Here is a 13,780-nt window from a genome sequence, read left to right as displayed (position 1 = left end):
TTCTGCCGTGCTTCGATCGAAGCGGCCGAACCGTTACCGTTCAGGGGATATAGATGCGTTCATCGACGATTGCAGCCGGCTTTGCGGCATTGCTCGGCCTCGCACCCGCACTGGCCGCGCCGCCGCCGGAGAAACCCAAGCTGATCGTCGCGATCTCGGTCGATCAATTCTCGTCCGAACTCTATCGCCGCTATCTGTCGAGCTACACCGGCGGCCTGAAGACATTGTCGTCGGGCGTCGCCTTCCCGGTCGGCTATCAGAGCCACGCCGCGACCGAGACCTGCCCGGGCCACTCGACCATCCTGAGCGGCATGCACCCCGAGCATACCGGCATCATCGCCAACAGCTGGTTCGACGCCAAGACCGGCTCCAACATCTATTGCGTGCAAGCGCCGGGCTCGTCCGACCCCAATGCGCGCGGCCCGCAGAACATGCACGTCACCACGCTCGGCGACTGGGTGAAGGCGGCCGAGCCGGGCGCACGCTCCTTCGCGGTGTCGGGCAAGGATCGCGCCGCGATCACGATGGCCGGCAAGCATGCCGACGGCGTCTATTGGTGGGTGGACGGCGAAGGCTTCACCACGTCGCACTTTGCCGGCCCGGTGACGCCCGCCGTCACCCAGCCCGCCGCGACGTTCGATCGCAGCCTGTTCGCCCGCTGGAAGGCCTCGCCGCCGCCGCTCTACCCGGCCGTCTCGGCGACCTGCGCGGCGATGGAGAAGCCGGTCCATTTCGGCAAGATCGACATTTCCGGTCATGTGCCGCCCGATCTGGCGGCGCGCGCCGAGCAGAATCCGCAATTCCTGATGACCACCGATTTCCAGGACAATCTGCGCGCCTCGCCGCTGTTCGACGCGACGATCGTCGATTTCGCCGAGCAGGTGATCGCGCAGCAGCATCTCGGCCACGGCCCGGCGACCGACGTGCTGGCGGTCAGCCTCTCGGCCAACGACTATATCGGCCATCGCTACGGCAATGGCGGGCCGGAGATGTGCGTGCAGCAGGCCGGGCTCGATGCCACGCTGGGCCGCTTCGTGGGCGATCTCGAGCGGCTCGGCGTGCCGGTGATGGTGGTGCTGACCGCCGATCATGGCGCGACCGACGCCGCCGAGCGCGAGCATGAGCATGACCCCAAGGCCAGCCGGCTCGACAGCGCCGCCTTCGTGAGCAGGCTCAACAAGGCGGTGATGCAGCAGACCGGGCTCAGCTACGAGCCGATCGTCGGCGACGACCCCCAGCAGCTGACCATCAATGTCGGCCCGGACGCGGCGTTGCGCGCCCAGGTCCAGGATGCGACGATCGCCTGGCTGAAGCAGCAGCCCGAGGTCCACGCCGTCTATACCCGCGCCGAGGTGGAGGCCGCGACCGTGCCGCCGCACACCCCGCCGACCGAGCTCAGCTTCGTCCAGCGCTTCCACGAAAGCTATGACCGCGATCGTTCGGGCGACATCGCGGTGGCCTATGGCGAGCGCACCAGCTTCGGCCTGCCGCGCGGCCCCGGCGACGTGGTGGCCGGCCATGGCTCGCCCTGGGATCATGATCGCCAGGTGCCGATCCTGTTCTGGTGGCCGGGTGTCGATGCCCAGACCCGCGCCACCCCGATCGAGACGGTCGACATCGCTCCCACCCTCGCCGCGCTGGCAGGCGTGAAGACGCCTGCCGTCGATGGCCAGTGCGTCGATCTCGGCGGCGATATGTGCGGGAAATAAAGGCGCTGGTGCTCCTGCGAAGGCAAGAGCCCAGGGTTTCCGGGCTGGATGCTTGCAGCTCTGGAGCCGATCGACATTCGATGGTTGAATACGGGCGATCGTCCCGTTTCATACCGTCATGCTGAACTTGTGTCAGCATCCCGCCTCCTCCGGGCGCTCAGCGCCAGGGTTCGCTGGGATCGTGAAACAAGTTCAGGATGACGATCGCTTCAGGCACGGACCATAGCCTGATCCGCTGAATGTCGATCGCCCCTGGGCTCCTGCCTTCGCAGGAGCACGGCAACACCTCGCATGCGATCTACGCGCGATCGGCGACCAACCCTCTCCCGCTCGGGCGGGAGAGGGCTTAGGTCTCGGGCTCAGCGCGTCTCGAAGCGGTTGATGCCGTGGCCGAGCATGTTGCCGTTGATCACCAGCGGCTCATGGCTGAAATCGATCACGAAGGTCGGCGTGTAGGTCACGCCCGGGGTCAGCGTCGCGGTGTTGTCGACGATCGTCAGGCCTGCCGAGGGATTGTCGCGCTGCTCGGCCGCGACCACGATGAAGCCGGAATGGTTCTCCTTGTCCGGCCCCGACGACATGATGTTGCGCGCGATCGTGCCGGTCGCGCCCGAGCACAGGTCGATCGTGTAGTTGGTGCCATGGCCCTGCGAATCGTCGAAGCTGTTGTCGGTGATCGACACCCAGGCGGCGCGCGACTTCAGATAATGGCCGCCGCGGCCCTTCTCGAAGCGGCTGCGGGTCACATACAGCTTGCCATAATGGCCGATATAGAGGCCGTGCGCGCAGCCCGACGCCACCGCGCAGCTGCCGAGACCCGAGAAGCTCGACCGGTCGACATGGATCTCGCCGGTGGCGTCGTCGCCGGCGAGGATCCCCTCTTCCGAATTGCGGAAGGTGGAGTTCATCACGGTCAGATTGCCGTGCTGGAGGCGGATGCCGGCGCCGTTGCCGTCCGGCACCTTGAGATTCTGGAAGACCAGGCCGTCGACCATCGCATCGGTGCCCGACAGCACCAGGGTCGCCTTGCCGTCGCAGATGCCGCCGTCGAAGATCGCGCTGCCCGACACCTTGGCGCGGAAGGCGACGCGGCCCTGATCGACCTTGGCGCAATCCTTGTAGGTGCCCGGCGCGATCACGATCGTCGCGTCGCCGCCATTGACCGACCGCACCGCATCGTCGAGCCGGTAGAAGCCCTTGCCGCTTTCCTGCACCACGAACGGCATCGCCGCGGGCTGGGCCTGCGGCGCCTGCTGCGCCTGCCCGGCGGTGGCGAGGGTCATGGTGAGACCGAGGGCGGTGGCCATGAACGGGAACAGCATCTTCATCGCGCAGACTCCTTGGATGGCGCGGACGCTGCCACGCCCGGCGCTCGCCCTCAACCCCGTGCGGCCCATGGCTAGTCCAGATTGGGACGCAGCCAGCGCTCGGCGGTGTCGAGATCGACGGCGCGGCGCTCGGCATAATCCTCGAGCTGGTCGCGGCCGACGCGGGCGACGCCGAAATACTGGCTGTCGGCATGGCCGAAATAGAAGCCCGACACCGCCGCCGTCGGCAGCATCGCGAAGCTCTCGGTCAGCACGATGCCGGTCGCGTCGCTGGCCTTCAACAGATCGAACAGGATCGGCTTGAGGCTGTGATCGGGACAGGCCGGATAACCCGGCGCCGGCCGGATGCCGCGATACTGCTCCTTGATCATCGCCTCGTTGGTCAGTTGTTCGCCGGGCGCATAGCCCCACAGGTCGGCGCGGACATGCGCGTGCAGGCGCTCGGCAAAGGCCTCGGCGAGACGATCCGCCAGCGCCTTCAGCATGATGTCCGAATAATCGTCATGCGCGGCGAGGAAGCGGGCCGAATGCGCGTCGATGCCATGGCCGGCGGTGACGGCGAAGCCGCCGATCCAGTCGCCTTGCGGCGCGACGAAATCGGCGAGGCACATATTGGCCCGCCCTTCCCGCTTCTTGATCTGCTGACGCAGCATCGGCAGGCGCACCTGATGCTCGGGCAGCACATGCGCAGCGGCGAAGGCGGCCGAAGCACCGGGCGCCATGCCCTCCTTCTCCGGCAGTCCCCTGGCGTGGACGATGATGTCGTCGCCCTCGCGATGCGCCGGCCACAGCCCGGCCACGCCCTTGGCGGTCAGCCACTTCTCGGCGATCACCTTGTCGAGCATCGCCTGCGCGTCGGCCCACAGCGCGCGCGCGCTCTCGCCGACCACCTCGTCATCGAGGATGGCGGGATAGTTGCCGGCCAGCTCCCAGGCGCGGAAGAAGGGCGTCCAGTCGATAGTGTCGCGCAGATCGGCGAGATCCCAATCCTCGAAGACATGCACGCCGGGCTTGGCGACGGCCGGCGCCTTGCCGTCCTTCTCATAGGGGAAGGCGTTGGCCCGTGCCTCGGCCAGCGGCGCCAGCTCATTCTGGCCCTTGCCCTCGCGCGCCTTGCGGACCGCCTCATAATCGTCGGCGGTCTTCTCCACGAAGGCGTCGCGCTGGGTATCGCTCATCAGTGTCGAGGCGACGCCGACGGCGCGCGACGCATCCAGCACATGCACCACCGGCCCCTCATAGGCGGGCGCGATGCGCAGCGCGGTGTGGACCTTGGAGGTCGTCGCCCCGCCGATCAGCAGCGGCATCGTCATCCCCAGCCGCTGCATCTCGGCCGCGACCGTCACCATCTCGTCGAGCGAGGGGGTGATCAGGCCGGAGAGGCCGATCATGTCGACATCATTCTCGTTGGCGGCGTCGAGGATCTTGTTCCACGGCACCATCACGCCGAGATCGATGATCTCATAGCCGTTGCAGGCCAGCACGACGCCGACGATGTTCTTGCCGATGTCGTGGACGTCGCCCTTCACGGTCGCCATGATGATCCGGCCCTTGGCCTTGGCGCCGGCCTCCTTGGCGGCCTCGATGAAGGGCAGCAGATGCGCCACCGCCTTCTTCATCACCCGCGCCGACTTGACCACCTGCGGCAGGAACATCTTGCCCGAGCCGAACAGGTCGCCGACGACGTTCATGCCGTCCATCAGCGGCCCCTCGATCACCTCGATCGGGCGCGGGAACAGCAGGCGCGCCTCCTCGGTGTCCTCGACCACATAGGCGTCGAGCCCTTTGACCAGCGCATGTTCCAGCCGCTTGGCGACGTCCCAGCTGCGCCATTCCTCGGCCTGCTTCTCGGCCACCGCATCGGTGCCACGGAATTTCTCGGCGAGCGTGATCAGCCGATCGGTCGCGCCGGGATCGCGGTTGAGGATGACATCCTCGCACGCCTCGCGCAGCGCCGGATCGATCTGGTCGTAGACGTCGAGCTGGCCGGCGTTGACGATGCCCATGTCCATGCCCGCCGGAATGGCGTGGTAGAGGAAGATCGAGTGCATCGCGCGGCGCACCGGCTCGTTGCCACGGAACGAGAAGCTCAGATTGGAAAGCCCGCCCGAGATATGGACATGCGGGCAGCGCGCCCGAATCTCGCGCGTCGCCTCGATGAAATCCATGCCGTAATTATTATGCTCCTCGATCCCGGTCGCCACCGCGAACACGTTGGGATCGAAGATGATGTCCTCGGGCGGAAAACCGATGCCCATCAGCAGCGTGTAGGCCCGCTCGCAAATCTCGATCTTGCGGTCCTTGGTATCGGCCTGGCCGACCTCGTCGAACGCCATCACGACGACGGCGGCGCCATAGGCCATCACCTTGCGGGCGTGGAACAGGAAGGCCTCCTCGCCCTCCTTCATGCTGATCGAATTGACGATGGGCTTGCCCGAGACGCATTTCAGCCCGGCCTCGATCACGCTCCACTTCGAGCTGTCGACCATGATCGGCACGCGCGCGATGTCGGGCTCGGCGGCGATCAGCTTGAGGAAGGTGGTCATCGCGTGCTCGGCGTCGAGCAGGCCCTCGTCCATGTTGACGTCGATCACCTGCGCGCCGTTGTCGACCTGGCTGCGCGCGACCTCGACCGCCTTCACATAGTCGCCCGCCATGATCAGCTTCTTGAACGCCGCCGATCCGGTGACGTTGGTGCGCTCGCCGATATTGACGAAGCTGGCGCGGGACTGGGGAGCGTCCTCGGTCATGTCAGGTGCAGTGGCCATCAAACTCGATCCGTTCGTCCCGAGCGAAGTCGAGGGACGTGAAACTGGGTGCTGCGTGTCTCGACTTCGCTCGACACGAACGGGTATTCCTCAGGCCGCGACGATGAACGGTTCGAGCCCGGCCAGCGTCATCCGCACCGGCGGGGTGGCGAGCTTGCGCGGGGCGTGCCCGCCGACCGCCTTCGCCATCGCCGCGATATGCGCCGGAGTCGTGCCGCAGCAGCCGCCGACGACGTTGATCAGCCCGGTCGCCGCCCATTCGGCGATGAAGCCGCCGGTGGTGTGCGGCTCCTCGTCATAGGCGCCGAGCTCGTTGGGCAGGCCGGCGTTCGGATAGACCATCAGCAGCGTATCGGCGAGGCCGGACAGCGACACGACATGCGGGCGCAGCTGCGGCGCGCCGAACGAGCAGTTGAGCCCGATCGTCAGCGGCCGGGCGTGGCGCACCGCCGCCCAGAACGCCTCGACCGAATGGCCAGACAGGTTGCGGCCCGACATGTCGGTGATCGTCATCGAGATCATCAGCGGCACCGGCTCGCCCCGCGCCTCACCGGCTTCCAGCACCGCCATGATGCCGGCCTTGGCGTTCAGCGTGTCGAAGATGGTCTCGATCAGGATGAAGTCGCAGCCGCCGTCGAGCAGCGCGTCGACCTGCTCGCGATAGACGTTCTTCAGCGTATCGAAATCAATCGCGCGGAAGCCGGGATCGTTGACGTCGGGCGACAGCGACAGCGTCTTGTTGGTCGGCCCGACCGCGCCGGCGACGAAGCGCGGCCGGCCGTCGGCGGCCTCGGCATCGTCGGCCGCCTTGCGCGCGATCGAGGCGGCGGCGATGTTCATCTCGCGCACCAGATGCTCGGCGCCGTAATCGGCCTGGCTGATCGTGTTGGCGTTGAAGGTGTTGGTCGAGACGATATCCGATCCCGCCGCCAGATATTGGCGGGTGATCGCATCGATGATGTCGGGCCGGGTCAGCACCAGCAGGTCGTTATTGCCCTTCTGGTCGAAGCCGGTGTCGTAGCCGCCGCGATAGGCGGCCTCGTCCAGGCGATAGTCCTGGATCATCGTGCCGAAGGCGCCGTCGGTGATGAGGATGCGCTGGGCCGCTTCGGCGCGGAAAATTTCAGCTTTGGTCACTGCAACAATCCTCCGTTCGTCCTGAGCGCAGTCGAAGCCTGCCCTGAGCGCCTGCAAGGCAGTCGAAGGGGACGTGCGGCAGGCGCCGCGCTTGGGGCACGCACTTCGACGGGCTCAGTGCGAACGGGTTTTGGTCGGGCCGATGGCATCACGCCGCCTGCTCCAGCGCCGCGTTGCTGCCGGCGCGCAGGCCGAGCAGATGGCAGATCGCATAGGCCAGTTCGGCCCGGTTGAGCGTGTAGAAATGGAAGTTGCGCACGCCCCCCGCATAGAGCTTGCGGCACATTTCCGCCGCGATCGTGGCGGCAACCAGTTGGCGGGCAGCCGGGTGATCGTCGAGCCCTTCGAACAGGCGATCCATCCAGCTCGGGATCGCCGCCCCGCACATCGCCGCGAACTTGCGGGTCTGCGCGACGTTGGAGACGGGCAGGATGCCCGGCACGATCTCGGCGGTGATGCCGGCGGCGGCGGTCTTGTCGCGGAACCGGAAGAAGGCTTCGGGCGAGAAGAAGAACTGGCTGATCGCGCGGGTCGCCCCGGCATCGATCTTGGCCTTCAGATTGTCGATGTCGGCCTGCGAGCTGGCCGAGTCCGGATGGCACTCCGGATAGGCCGCCACCGAAATCTCTAACGGTGCGACCTTGCGCAGGCCACCGACCAGATCGGCGGCGTTGCGATAGCCCTGCGGGTGCGGCTCGAAGCGGGCGCCGGCCGTCGGCGGATCGCCGCGCAGCGCGACGATATGGCGCACGCCCGCCTCCCAATAGGCGCGTGCGATCTCGTCCACCTCGTCCTTGCTCGCCTCGACGCAGGTGAGGTGCGCGGCGGCAGGGATGGCCGTTTCGCTGGCGATGCGCGCGACCGTCGCGTGGGTCCGCTCGCGGGTCGAACCGCCGGCGCCGTAAGTCACCGAGACGAAGCGCGGCCCGAGCGGCGCCAGCGTCTGGATCGCATCCCACAGCTGGGCCTCCATCTTCTCGCTCTTGGGCGGGAAGAATTCGAACGAGACCCGCGCATCGCCGGCGAGGTCGGCGAACAGCGGGGCGTCGAGGGCGCGGCGCGCCTCCTCGAGTTCGGCATAAGTCGGCATCACGCAACCCTTCGCACAGGCTCGGCCGGGCGCTCGCCCAGCCACAATTTCACGGTCAATTCGCTGCCTTCCAGCGCCTCGATCTGGCTCGGCACCAGCCCCGCCGCGCCGAACCACTCGGCCATCTGCTGATCCGAGAAGCCGAGCCGGGCGTGCGCCGCCTGATCGCGCAACTCCTCGCGCTCGTGCGGCGCGAAGTCGGCGATCAGCAGGCGGCCGCCCGGCCCCAGCAGGCGCGCGGCCTCGGCCACCGCAGCGGCCGGCTGCTGGGCATAATGGAGCACCAGATGGAGCACGACCAAGTCGGCCGAACGATCGGCCAGCGGCAGCGCGTACATGTCACCCTGCCGGAGTTCGGCCTTGGCGAGCGCCGCGTCGGACGAGAGCTTGGCGCGGGCGAAGCGCAGCATCTCGGGCGAGCGATCGATGCCGATCGCACTCTCGGCGCGAGGCGCCAGCAATTCGAGCATCCGCCCGGTGCCGGTGCCGATATCGACCAGCCGGCCGATCGGGCCGGTGCCGAGCGCCTCGCCGATCGCCGCCTCGACATCGGCCTCCGCGACATGGAGCGAGCGGATCGCATCCCATTCCGCCGCATGCCCCTCGAAATAGCGCAATGCCGCCACAGACCGCTCGGCGCGCACCGCATCCAACCGCGCGAGATCGCCCGAAGCATCGCCCTGCCCCCAGGCGTCGATCGCCGCGAACACCGGCGCCACGCGATCCGCATCCCCCAGCGCGAGGAACACCCAGCTGCCCTCGCGCCGCCGCTCGGCGAGCCCGGCGTCGGCGAGAATCTTCACATGGCGCGAAACCCGCGGCTGGCTCTGGCCCAGAACCTGTGCCAGTTCGCCCACCGAAAGCTCCATCTCCCGCAACAGAGCGACGATCCGCAGCCGTGTCGGATCGGCAAGAGCACGGAAGATGGCGAGCGCGTCCTTCATCGGGATAACGATATAAAGATATCCTTATATCGGTCAATCGCCTTGTGAGTCGTCCGGCTGCGTGGCAAGCGGCAACCTATGTCCGACATGAATGTTACACCGCCGTCTCGTATGGGGGAATCGTTGCCGATGCGCGCGTTGAAGTTATTGCCCGCCCTGGTCCTTCTCGCCGGCTGCGCGACCACCGGCCCGAAGACCCCCGGTGATCCCTATGAGGGCATCAACCGCAAGATGTGGAACCTCGATCGCGGGCTCGATAAGGCGGTGCTGCGGCCGGTCGCCAAGGGCTATATCACGGTGATGCCGCATCCGATCCGGCACGGCCTGTCCAACATGCTGTCGAACGTCTCGGAGCCTTTCTCGTTCATCAACGGGATGTTGCAGGGCAAGCCCAAGCGCGCGCTGAACTCGCTCGGTCGCTTCGTGATCAACACCACGGTCGGCATCGGCGGCTTCATGGATGTCGCCGGGCGCAACGGCTACAAGCCGACGCCGGAGGATCTCGGCCAGACCTTCGCGGTGTGGGGCGCCAAGAAATCGACCTATCTGGTGCTGCCTTTCTACGGGCCGACGACGATCCGCGACGGCCTTGGCACGGTGGCGGCGCAATGGGTCGATCCCTATCGCATCGTGGTCCGCAAGGAGCTCAGCTTCTGGCCGGCGGCAGGGCTTACCGCCTTCGAATTCGTCGATGCGCGGGCCAACCTGATCGACAGCGGCGCCGATGCCCTGCTCGACAGCAGCGCCGATTCCTATGCGGTCGCGCGGTCGGCCTATCTCCAGCATCGCCAGGCCCAGATCGAGGATCGCGACGGCGACAGCGCCAATAGCGGCGGCGACGATGCCGCGCTCAACGCGGCACTCGACGATCTCGGGCCGACGGATGCCGGCAATAGTGCGGCTCCCGCCGATGCCGGCAACGCAGCGACGCCCGCTTCGCCGCCGCCCCAGGGTGGAACGCCGCAATAGACCTGTAACATGCTCGGCATTGCAACATCGCTTGGGAAACGCTAGGCCACGAACCGGCTTGGGGGGCTTGCTGAGTTTGCACCCGGTAAGCCAGTCCAGTGCTCCGTCATCAGGGAAGAGACGCAAATGAAGAAGATTGTCGCGCTGCCGCTCATCGTCGCGGTTGCCATGGGTGTTGTGGCTTGCAAGCCGAAGACCGACGCCGCCAACAACGCCGACGTTTCGGCCGATCTGAACGCGGCTGCCAACGACGCGATTGCCGACGTGAACGCTGCCACTGCCGACGCGACCGACAACTCGGCCGCCGCCGTGGACAACGCCGCGACGACCAACGCGATGTGATCGCCTCGATCGGGCCTCGCGCCCGATCGGCGAACAGGAAGGCCGCGCGCGCCCCATCCGGCGCCGCGGCCTTTTTGCTGTCCGGGTCTTTGCTGTCTGGGTGAGAGCAGGCCTTGCGCATCGGCCGCCCGCCGACGTCGGGAATCGCGATCGGGCGATCGCGGCGGATTCACGTCACGCTGGGCATGTCCCCGATGCCGGCACGCGCATCACGCCACATGGCGATGCCCGCCACCGACGAGACCGTCGGGATACCCCCATCCCGTGGGCACGCCCCAGGTGCCGGGCGCATGCTCACGGCCGGCGGACGGGATCAGATCCGCCCAATCCAGCCAATCGAGCGCCCCGGGGACGCTCTGGAAAAGCCGGCGCTGCGGAAACGGATCGATACGGCGGACCTGCATCCGCATCAGGAAGCTCGGCACGATCATCGCGTAGCGATGAAGCGGCAGATCGCGCAGCTGGTTCGCGCCGCCGCCCACGATCGCGGAAATCTCCTGCGCATGTACCGACAGGCCGGAGAGATCGCTGAGGATCGCAATCGGCGCATCGCTGCCCAGCGCCCATTCCCGGACATGCGTCATGTCCTTCACGAAATGATGGGCGATGTCGGCATCCCATATGCCGCTTCCTCGAAAATGCATCCGCCGGCCGGCCCGGTCCAGATGAAGATCGTACCACATCAACGCCTCTCCGCTTTCGCCCAGCGGATGCGCCCGATGCTTAAGAAATGGATTAAGCCCGGTGGTCGCGAGGCCGCTTCTCAGACCATCGTCTATCTGAGATGGCGCGGCGCGGGCGTCCTGCTAATCAGCGGCGATGCGCAGCATCCACCACATCGCGATCATCTGCTCGGACTATGAGCGTTCCCGCCACTTCTATTCGGAGATACTGGGCTTCCCGGTGATCCGGGAGATCTTCCGGGAGGCGCGGTCATCGTGGAAATGCGATCTCGATGCCGGCAACGCCGCGATCGAGCTGTTCTCCTTCCCCGATCCGCCGCCGCGCCCCAGCTATCCCGAAGCCTGCGGGCTGCGCCATCTCGCTTTCGCCGTGCCCGACATCGCCGCCGAGGTCGCACGTCTGGAGGGGCTCGGCGTGTCGACCGAGCCGGTGCGGATCGACGAATATACCGGGCAGAAATTCACCTTCTTCGCCGACCCGGACGGCCTGCCGCTCGAACTGTACGAAGACGCCGCCACCGCCAGCTGAGCCCGCCATCCGCCGCGGACACGGAAAGGGCCGGAGCATCGCTGCTCCGGCCCTTCCTGTCACGGTCGGTACGAGGGACGTGGACTTAGAAGTCCATGCCGCCCATGCCGCCCATGCCGCCGCCGCCCATGGGCATGGCAGGCTTGTCTTCCGGCAGCTCGCTCACGGCCGCTTCGGTCGTGATCAGCAGGCCGGCGACCGAGGCCGCGTTCTGCAGCGCGGTGCGGACGACCTTGGTCGGGTCGATCACGCCGGCTGCGACGAGGTTCTCGTACACGTCGGTCGAGGCGTTGAAGCCGAACGAGGTGTCGTCCTGATCGAGCAACTTGCCCGAGACGACGGCGCCGTCATGGCCCGCATTGCTGGCGATCTGGCGAACCAGCGCGGTCAGCGACTTGCGAACGATATCGATGCCGCGGGTCTGGTCCTCGTTGGCGCCGGTCAGGCCGTTCAGGGCCTTGGTGGCGTACAGGAGGGCCGTGCCGCCGCCCGGGACGATGCCCTCTTCGACGGCCGCGCGGGTTGCATGGAGAGCGTCGTCGACGCGATCCTTGCGCTCCTTGACCTCGACTTCGGATGCGCCGCCGACCTTGATCACGGCCACGCCGCCGGCCAGCTTCGCGAGACGCTCCTGGAGCTTCTCCTTGTCATAGTCGGACGTCGTGTTCTCGATCTGCGCACGGATCGCCTCGACGCGGCCCTTGATCGCGGACTCTTCACCAGCGCCATCGACGATGGTGGTGTTGTCCTTGTCGATCGTGACGCGCTTGGCGGTGCCGAGCATGCCGAGCGTGACGGTCTCGAGCTTGATGCCGAGATCTTCCGAGATCACTTCGCCCTTGGTCAGGACGGCGATGTCTTCCAGCATCGCCTTGCGACGATCGCCGAAGCCCGGTGCCTTGACCGCTGCGACCTTGAGGCCGCCGCGCAGCTTGTTGACCACCAGCGTGGCGAGAGCCTCGCCCTCGATGTCCTCGGCGATGATCAGGAGCGGACGACCCGACTGGACGACGGCTTCCAAGATCGGAAGCATCGCCTGCAGGTTCGAGAGCTTCTTCTCGTGGATCAGGATGTAGGGATCCTGAAGCTCGACCTGCATCTTCTCGGGGTTGGTGATGAAGTAAGGCGACAGATAGCCGCGATCGAACTGCATGCCCTCGACGACGTCGAGCTCGAAATCGAGACCCTTCGCTTCCTCGACGGTGATCACGCCTTCCTTGCCGACCTTCTCCATGGCTTCGGCGATCTTCTCGCCGACTTCACGGTCGCCGTTGGCGGAGATGATGCCGACCTGGGCCACTTCCGACGAACCCGAAACAGGCTTCGAACGCGACTTGATGTCCTCGACGACCTTGATCACGGCGAGATCGATGCCGCGCTTCAGATCCATCGGGTTCATGCCGGCCGCGACCGACTTCATGCCCTCGCGGACGATCGCCTGGGCGAGAACCGTCGCGGTGGTGGTGCCGTCGCCGGCGATGTCGTTGGTCTTCGAGGCCACTTCGCGCACCATCTGGGCGCCCATGTTCTCGAACTTGTCTTTGAGCTCGATCTCCTTGGCGACGGTGACGCCGTCCTTGGTGATGCGCGGCGCGCCGAACGACTTGTCGATGACGACGTTGCGGCCCTTGGGGCCGAGCGTGACCTTCACCGCATCGGCGAGGATGTCGACGCCGCGCAGAATGCGCTCACGGGCGTCGCGCGAAAACTTCACGTCTTTCGCAGCCATGTGTAATTCCTTAAGTTAAAATGCCTTGAAACAACGACCTTGGGGTTCGGCTCAGCCGATGATCCCGAGGATGTCGCTTTCCTTCATGATCAGCAGATCCTGGCCGTCGACCTTGACCTCGGTGCCGGACCACTTGCCGAACAGGATGCGATCGCCGGCCTTGACGTCCAGCGGGGTGATCTTGCCATCTTCCGACTTCAGGCCGGTGCCGGCGGCGACGACTTCGCCTTCCTGCGGCTTTTCCTTGGCGGTGTCGGGGATGATGATGCCGCCGGAGGTCTTTTCCTCGGCTTCGACGCGCTTCACGAGCACGCGATCGTGCAGGGGACGAAAGTTCATGTGAGGCAACCTTTCCTCATGGTGCTACCGGCCCATGCCCCGCCCGGATGGAGGGGACTCGGAACCAGCGTCGAAAGACTTGTTAGCACTCCCCGCAGGTGAGTGCCAGCAGCAGCGATATGGCGTGCCGCGCGGATGCGTCAAGGCGACCATCCTCGAAAAATTTCAACCGGCAGGACGCGATCCGTGTCCGATGCGGGACAGTCCGATTGC

The 13,780-nt window shown here is 66.4% G+C and carries 13 protein-coding genes; 5 read left to right on the top strand and 8 right to left on the bottom strand.

The window, feature by feature from the left end:
- Positions 1 to 53: 53 nt before the first annotated feature.
- Positions 54 to 1,709 carry an alkaline phosphatase family protein gene (locus PBT88_RS05440; protein ID WP_270078205.1) on the top strand — a complete coding sequence of 552 codons (1,656 nt, stop codon included), beginning with the start codon at positions 54 to 56 and terminating at the stop codon, positions 1,707 to 1,709.
- Between the two features lie 359 nt (positions 1,710 to 2,068).
- Here the strand turns inward: PBT88_RS05440 and PBT88_RS05435 are convergent, their stop codons facing one another.
- The 5 genes from PBT88_RS05435 to PBT88_RS05415 form a co-directional block, all read right to left on the bottom strand.
- On the bottom strand, positions 2,069 to 3,037 hold the full coding sequence (locus PBT88_RS05435) for a right-handed parallel beta-helix repeat-containing protein (RefSeq protein ID WP_270078204.1): 969 nt from the start codon (positions 3,035 to 3,037) through the stop codon (positions 2,069 to 2,071).
- A gap of 71 nt (positions 3,038 to 3,108) precedes the next feature.
- Positions 3,109 to 5,787 carry a methionine synthase gene (metH, locus tag PBT88_RS05430; protein WP_270079185.1) on the bottom strand — a complete coding sequence of 893 codons (2,679 nt, stop codon included), beginning with the start codon at positions 5,785 to 5,787 and terminating at the stop codon, positions 3,109 to 3,111.
- A gap of 108 nt (positions 5,788 to 5,895) precedes the next feature.
- Positions 5,896 to 6,942, bottom strand: a complete 1,047-nt coding sequence (locus tag PBT88_RS05425) for a homocysteine S-methyltransferase family protein (protein WP_270078203.1) — start codon at positions 6,940 to 6,942, stop codon at positions 5,896 to 5,898.
- Positions 6,943 to 7,090: 148 nt separating this feature from the next.
- On the bottom strand, positions 7,091 to 8,032 hold the full coding sequence (gene metF / locus PBT88_RS05420; RefSeq protein ID WP_270078202.1) for a methylenetetrahydrofolate reductase: 942 nt from the start codon (positions 8,030 to 8,032) through the stop codon (positions 7,091 to 7,093).
- Positions 8,032 to 8,976: an ArsR/SmtB family transcription factor gene (locus tag PBT88_RS05415; protein WP_270078201.1), complete on the bottom strand. Its 945-nt coding sequence runs from the start codon at positions 8,974 to 8,976 to the stop codon at positions 8,032 to 8,034. Before PBT88_RS05415 ends, metF begins: the two co-directional genes overlap by 1 nt.
- Positions 8,977 to 9,114: 138 nt before the next feature.
- Between PBT88_RS05415 and PBT88_RS05410 the strand changes: the two genes are divergently transcribed.
- Together PBT88_RS05410 and PBT88_RS05405 are read left to right on the top strand one after the other, a co-directional pair.
- The gene (locus PBT88_RS05410) at positions 9,115 to 9,945 is read left to right on the top strand and encodes an MlaA family lipoprotein (protein WP_270078200.1); all 831 of its coding nucleotides are present in this window, start codon (positions 9,115 to 9,117) and stop codon (positions 9,943 to 9,945) included.
- 126 nt (positions 9,946 to 10,071) lie between these two features.
- Positions 10,072 to 10,287 carry a hypothetical protein gene (locus PBT88_RS05405; protein WP_270078199.1) on the top strand — a complete coding sequence of 72 codons (216 nt, stop codon included), beginning with the start codon at positions 10,072 to 10,074 and terminating at the stop codon, positions 10,285 to 10,287.
- Between the two features lie 209 nt (positions 10,288 to 10,496).
- Here the strand turns inward: PBT88_RS05405 and PBT88_RS05400 are convergent, their stop codons facing one another.
- Positions 10,497 to 10,880 carry a hypothetical protein gene (locus PBT88_RS05400; protein WP_270078198.1) on the bottom strand — a complete coding sequence of 128 codons (384 nt, stop codon included), beginning with the start codon at positions 10,878 to 10,880 and terminating at the stop codon, positions 10,497 to 10,499.
- Between PBT88_RS05400 and PBT88_RS05395 the strand changes: the two genes are divergently transcribed.
- Positions 10,863 to 11,150, top strand: a complete 288-nt coding sequence (locus PBT88_RS05395) for a hypothetical protein (RefSeq protein ID WP_270078197.1) — start codon at positions 10,863 to 10,865, stop codon at positions 11,148 to 11,150. The two genes, PBT88_RS05400 and PBT88_RS05395, sit on opposite strands and share 18 nt — an antisense overlap.
- Positions 11,107 to 11,499, top strand: coding sequence for an SMU1112c/YaeR family gloxylase I-like metalloprotein (gloA2, locus tag PBT88_RS05390; RefSeq protein WP_270078196.1), 393 nt, complete (start codon positions 11,107 to 11,109; stop codon positions 11,497 to 11,499). The genes PBT88_RS05395 and gloA2 overlap by 44 nt, the downstream gene beginning before the upstream one ends.
- A gap of 85 nt (positions 11,500 to 11,584) precedes the next feature.
- Here gloA2 and groL read toward each other — a convergent pair whose 3' ends face one another.
- Together groL and groES are read right to left on the bottom strand one after the other, a co-directional pair.
- Entirely contained in the window at positions 11,585 to 13,228 is a 1,644-nt protein-coding gene (gene groL, locus PBT88_RS05385) for a chaperonin GroEL (RefSeq protein ID WP_270078195.1), read from the bottom strand.
- A gap of 51 nt (positions 13,229 to 13,279) precedes the next feature.
- Positions 13,280 to 13,567, bottom strand: coding sequence for a co-chaperone GroES (gene groES / locus PBT88_RS05380; RefSeq protein WP_270078194.1), 288 nt, complete (start codon positions 13,565 to 13,567; stop codon positions 13,280 to 13,282).
- Between the last annotated feature and the right edge of the window lie 213 nt (positions 13,568 to 13,780).

This window comes from Sphingomonas abietis (assembly GCF_027625475.1).
Taxonomy (GTDB): Bacteria; Pseudomonadota; Alphaproteobacteria; order Sphingomonadales; family Sphingomonadaceae; genus Solisphingomonas; species Solisphingomonas abietis.
The sequence above is the reverse complement of the archived record's forward strand: the minus strand, read 5'-3'. Positions and strand labels throughout refer to the sequence as shown.

What these genes read in the sequence shown, in the direction of transcription:
- groES (WP_270078194.1), bottom strand. Translation starts at nt 13,567, where the DNA reads ATGAACTTTCGTCCCCTGCACGATCGCGTGCTCGTGAAGCGCGTCGAA.
- metF (WP_270078202.1), bottom strand. Translation starts at nt 8,032, where the DNA reads ATGCCGACTTATGCCGAACTCGAGGAGGCGCGCCGCGCCCTCGACGCC.
- PBT88_RS05435 (WP_270078204.1), bottom strand. Translation starts at nt 3,037, where the DNA reads ATGAAGATGCTGTTCCCGTTCATGGCCACCGCCCTCGGTCTCACCATG.
- PBT88_RS05395 (WP_270078197.1), top strand. Translation starts at nt 10,863, where the DNA reads ATGCGTCATGTCCTTCACGAAATGATGGGCGATGTCGGCATCCCATAT.
- PBT88_RS05415 (WP_270078201.1), bottom strand. Translation starts at nt 8,976, where the DNA reads ATGAAGGACGCGCTCGCCATCTTCCGTGCTCTTGCCGATCCGACACGG.
- metH (WP_270079185.1), bottom strand. Translation starts at nt 5,787, where the DNA reads ATGACCGAGGACGCTCCCCAGTCCCGCGCCAGCTTCGTCAATATCGGC.
- groL (WP_270078195.1), bottom strand. Translation starts at nt 13,228, where the DNA reads ATGGCTGCGAAAGACGTGAAGTTTTCGCGCGACGCCCGTGAGCGCATT.
- PBT88_RS05440 (WP_270078205.1), top strand. Translation starts at nt 54, where the DNA reads ATGCGTTCATCGACGATTGCAGCCGGCTTTGCGGCATTGCTCGGCCTC.
- gloA2 (WP_270078196.1), top strand. Translation starts at nt 11,107, where the DNA reads ATGCGCAGCATCCACCACATCGCGATCATCTGCTCGGACTATGAGCGT.
- PBT88_RS05405 (WP_270078199.1), top strand. Translation starts at nt 10,072, where the DNA reads ATGAAGAAGATTGTCGCGCTGCCGCTCATCGTCGCGGTTGCCATGGGT.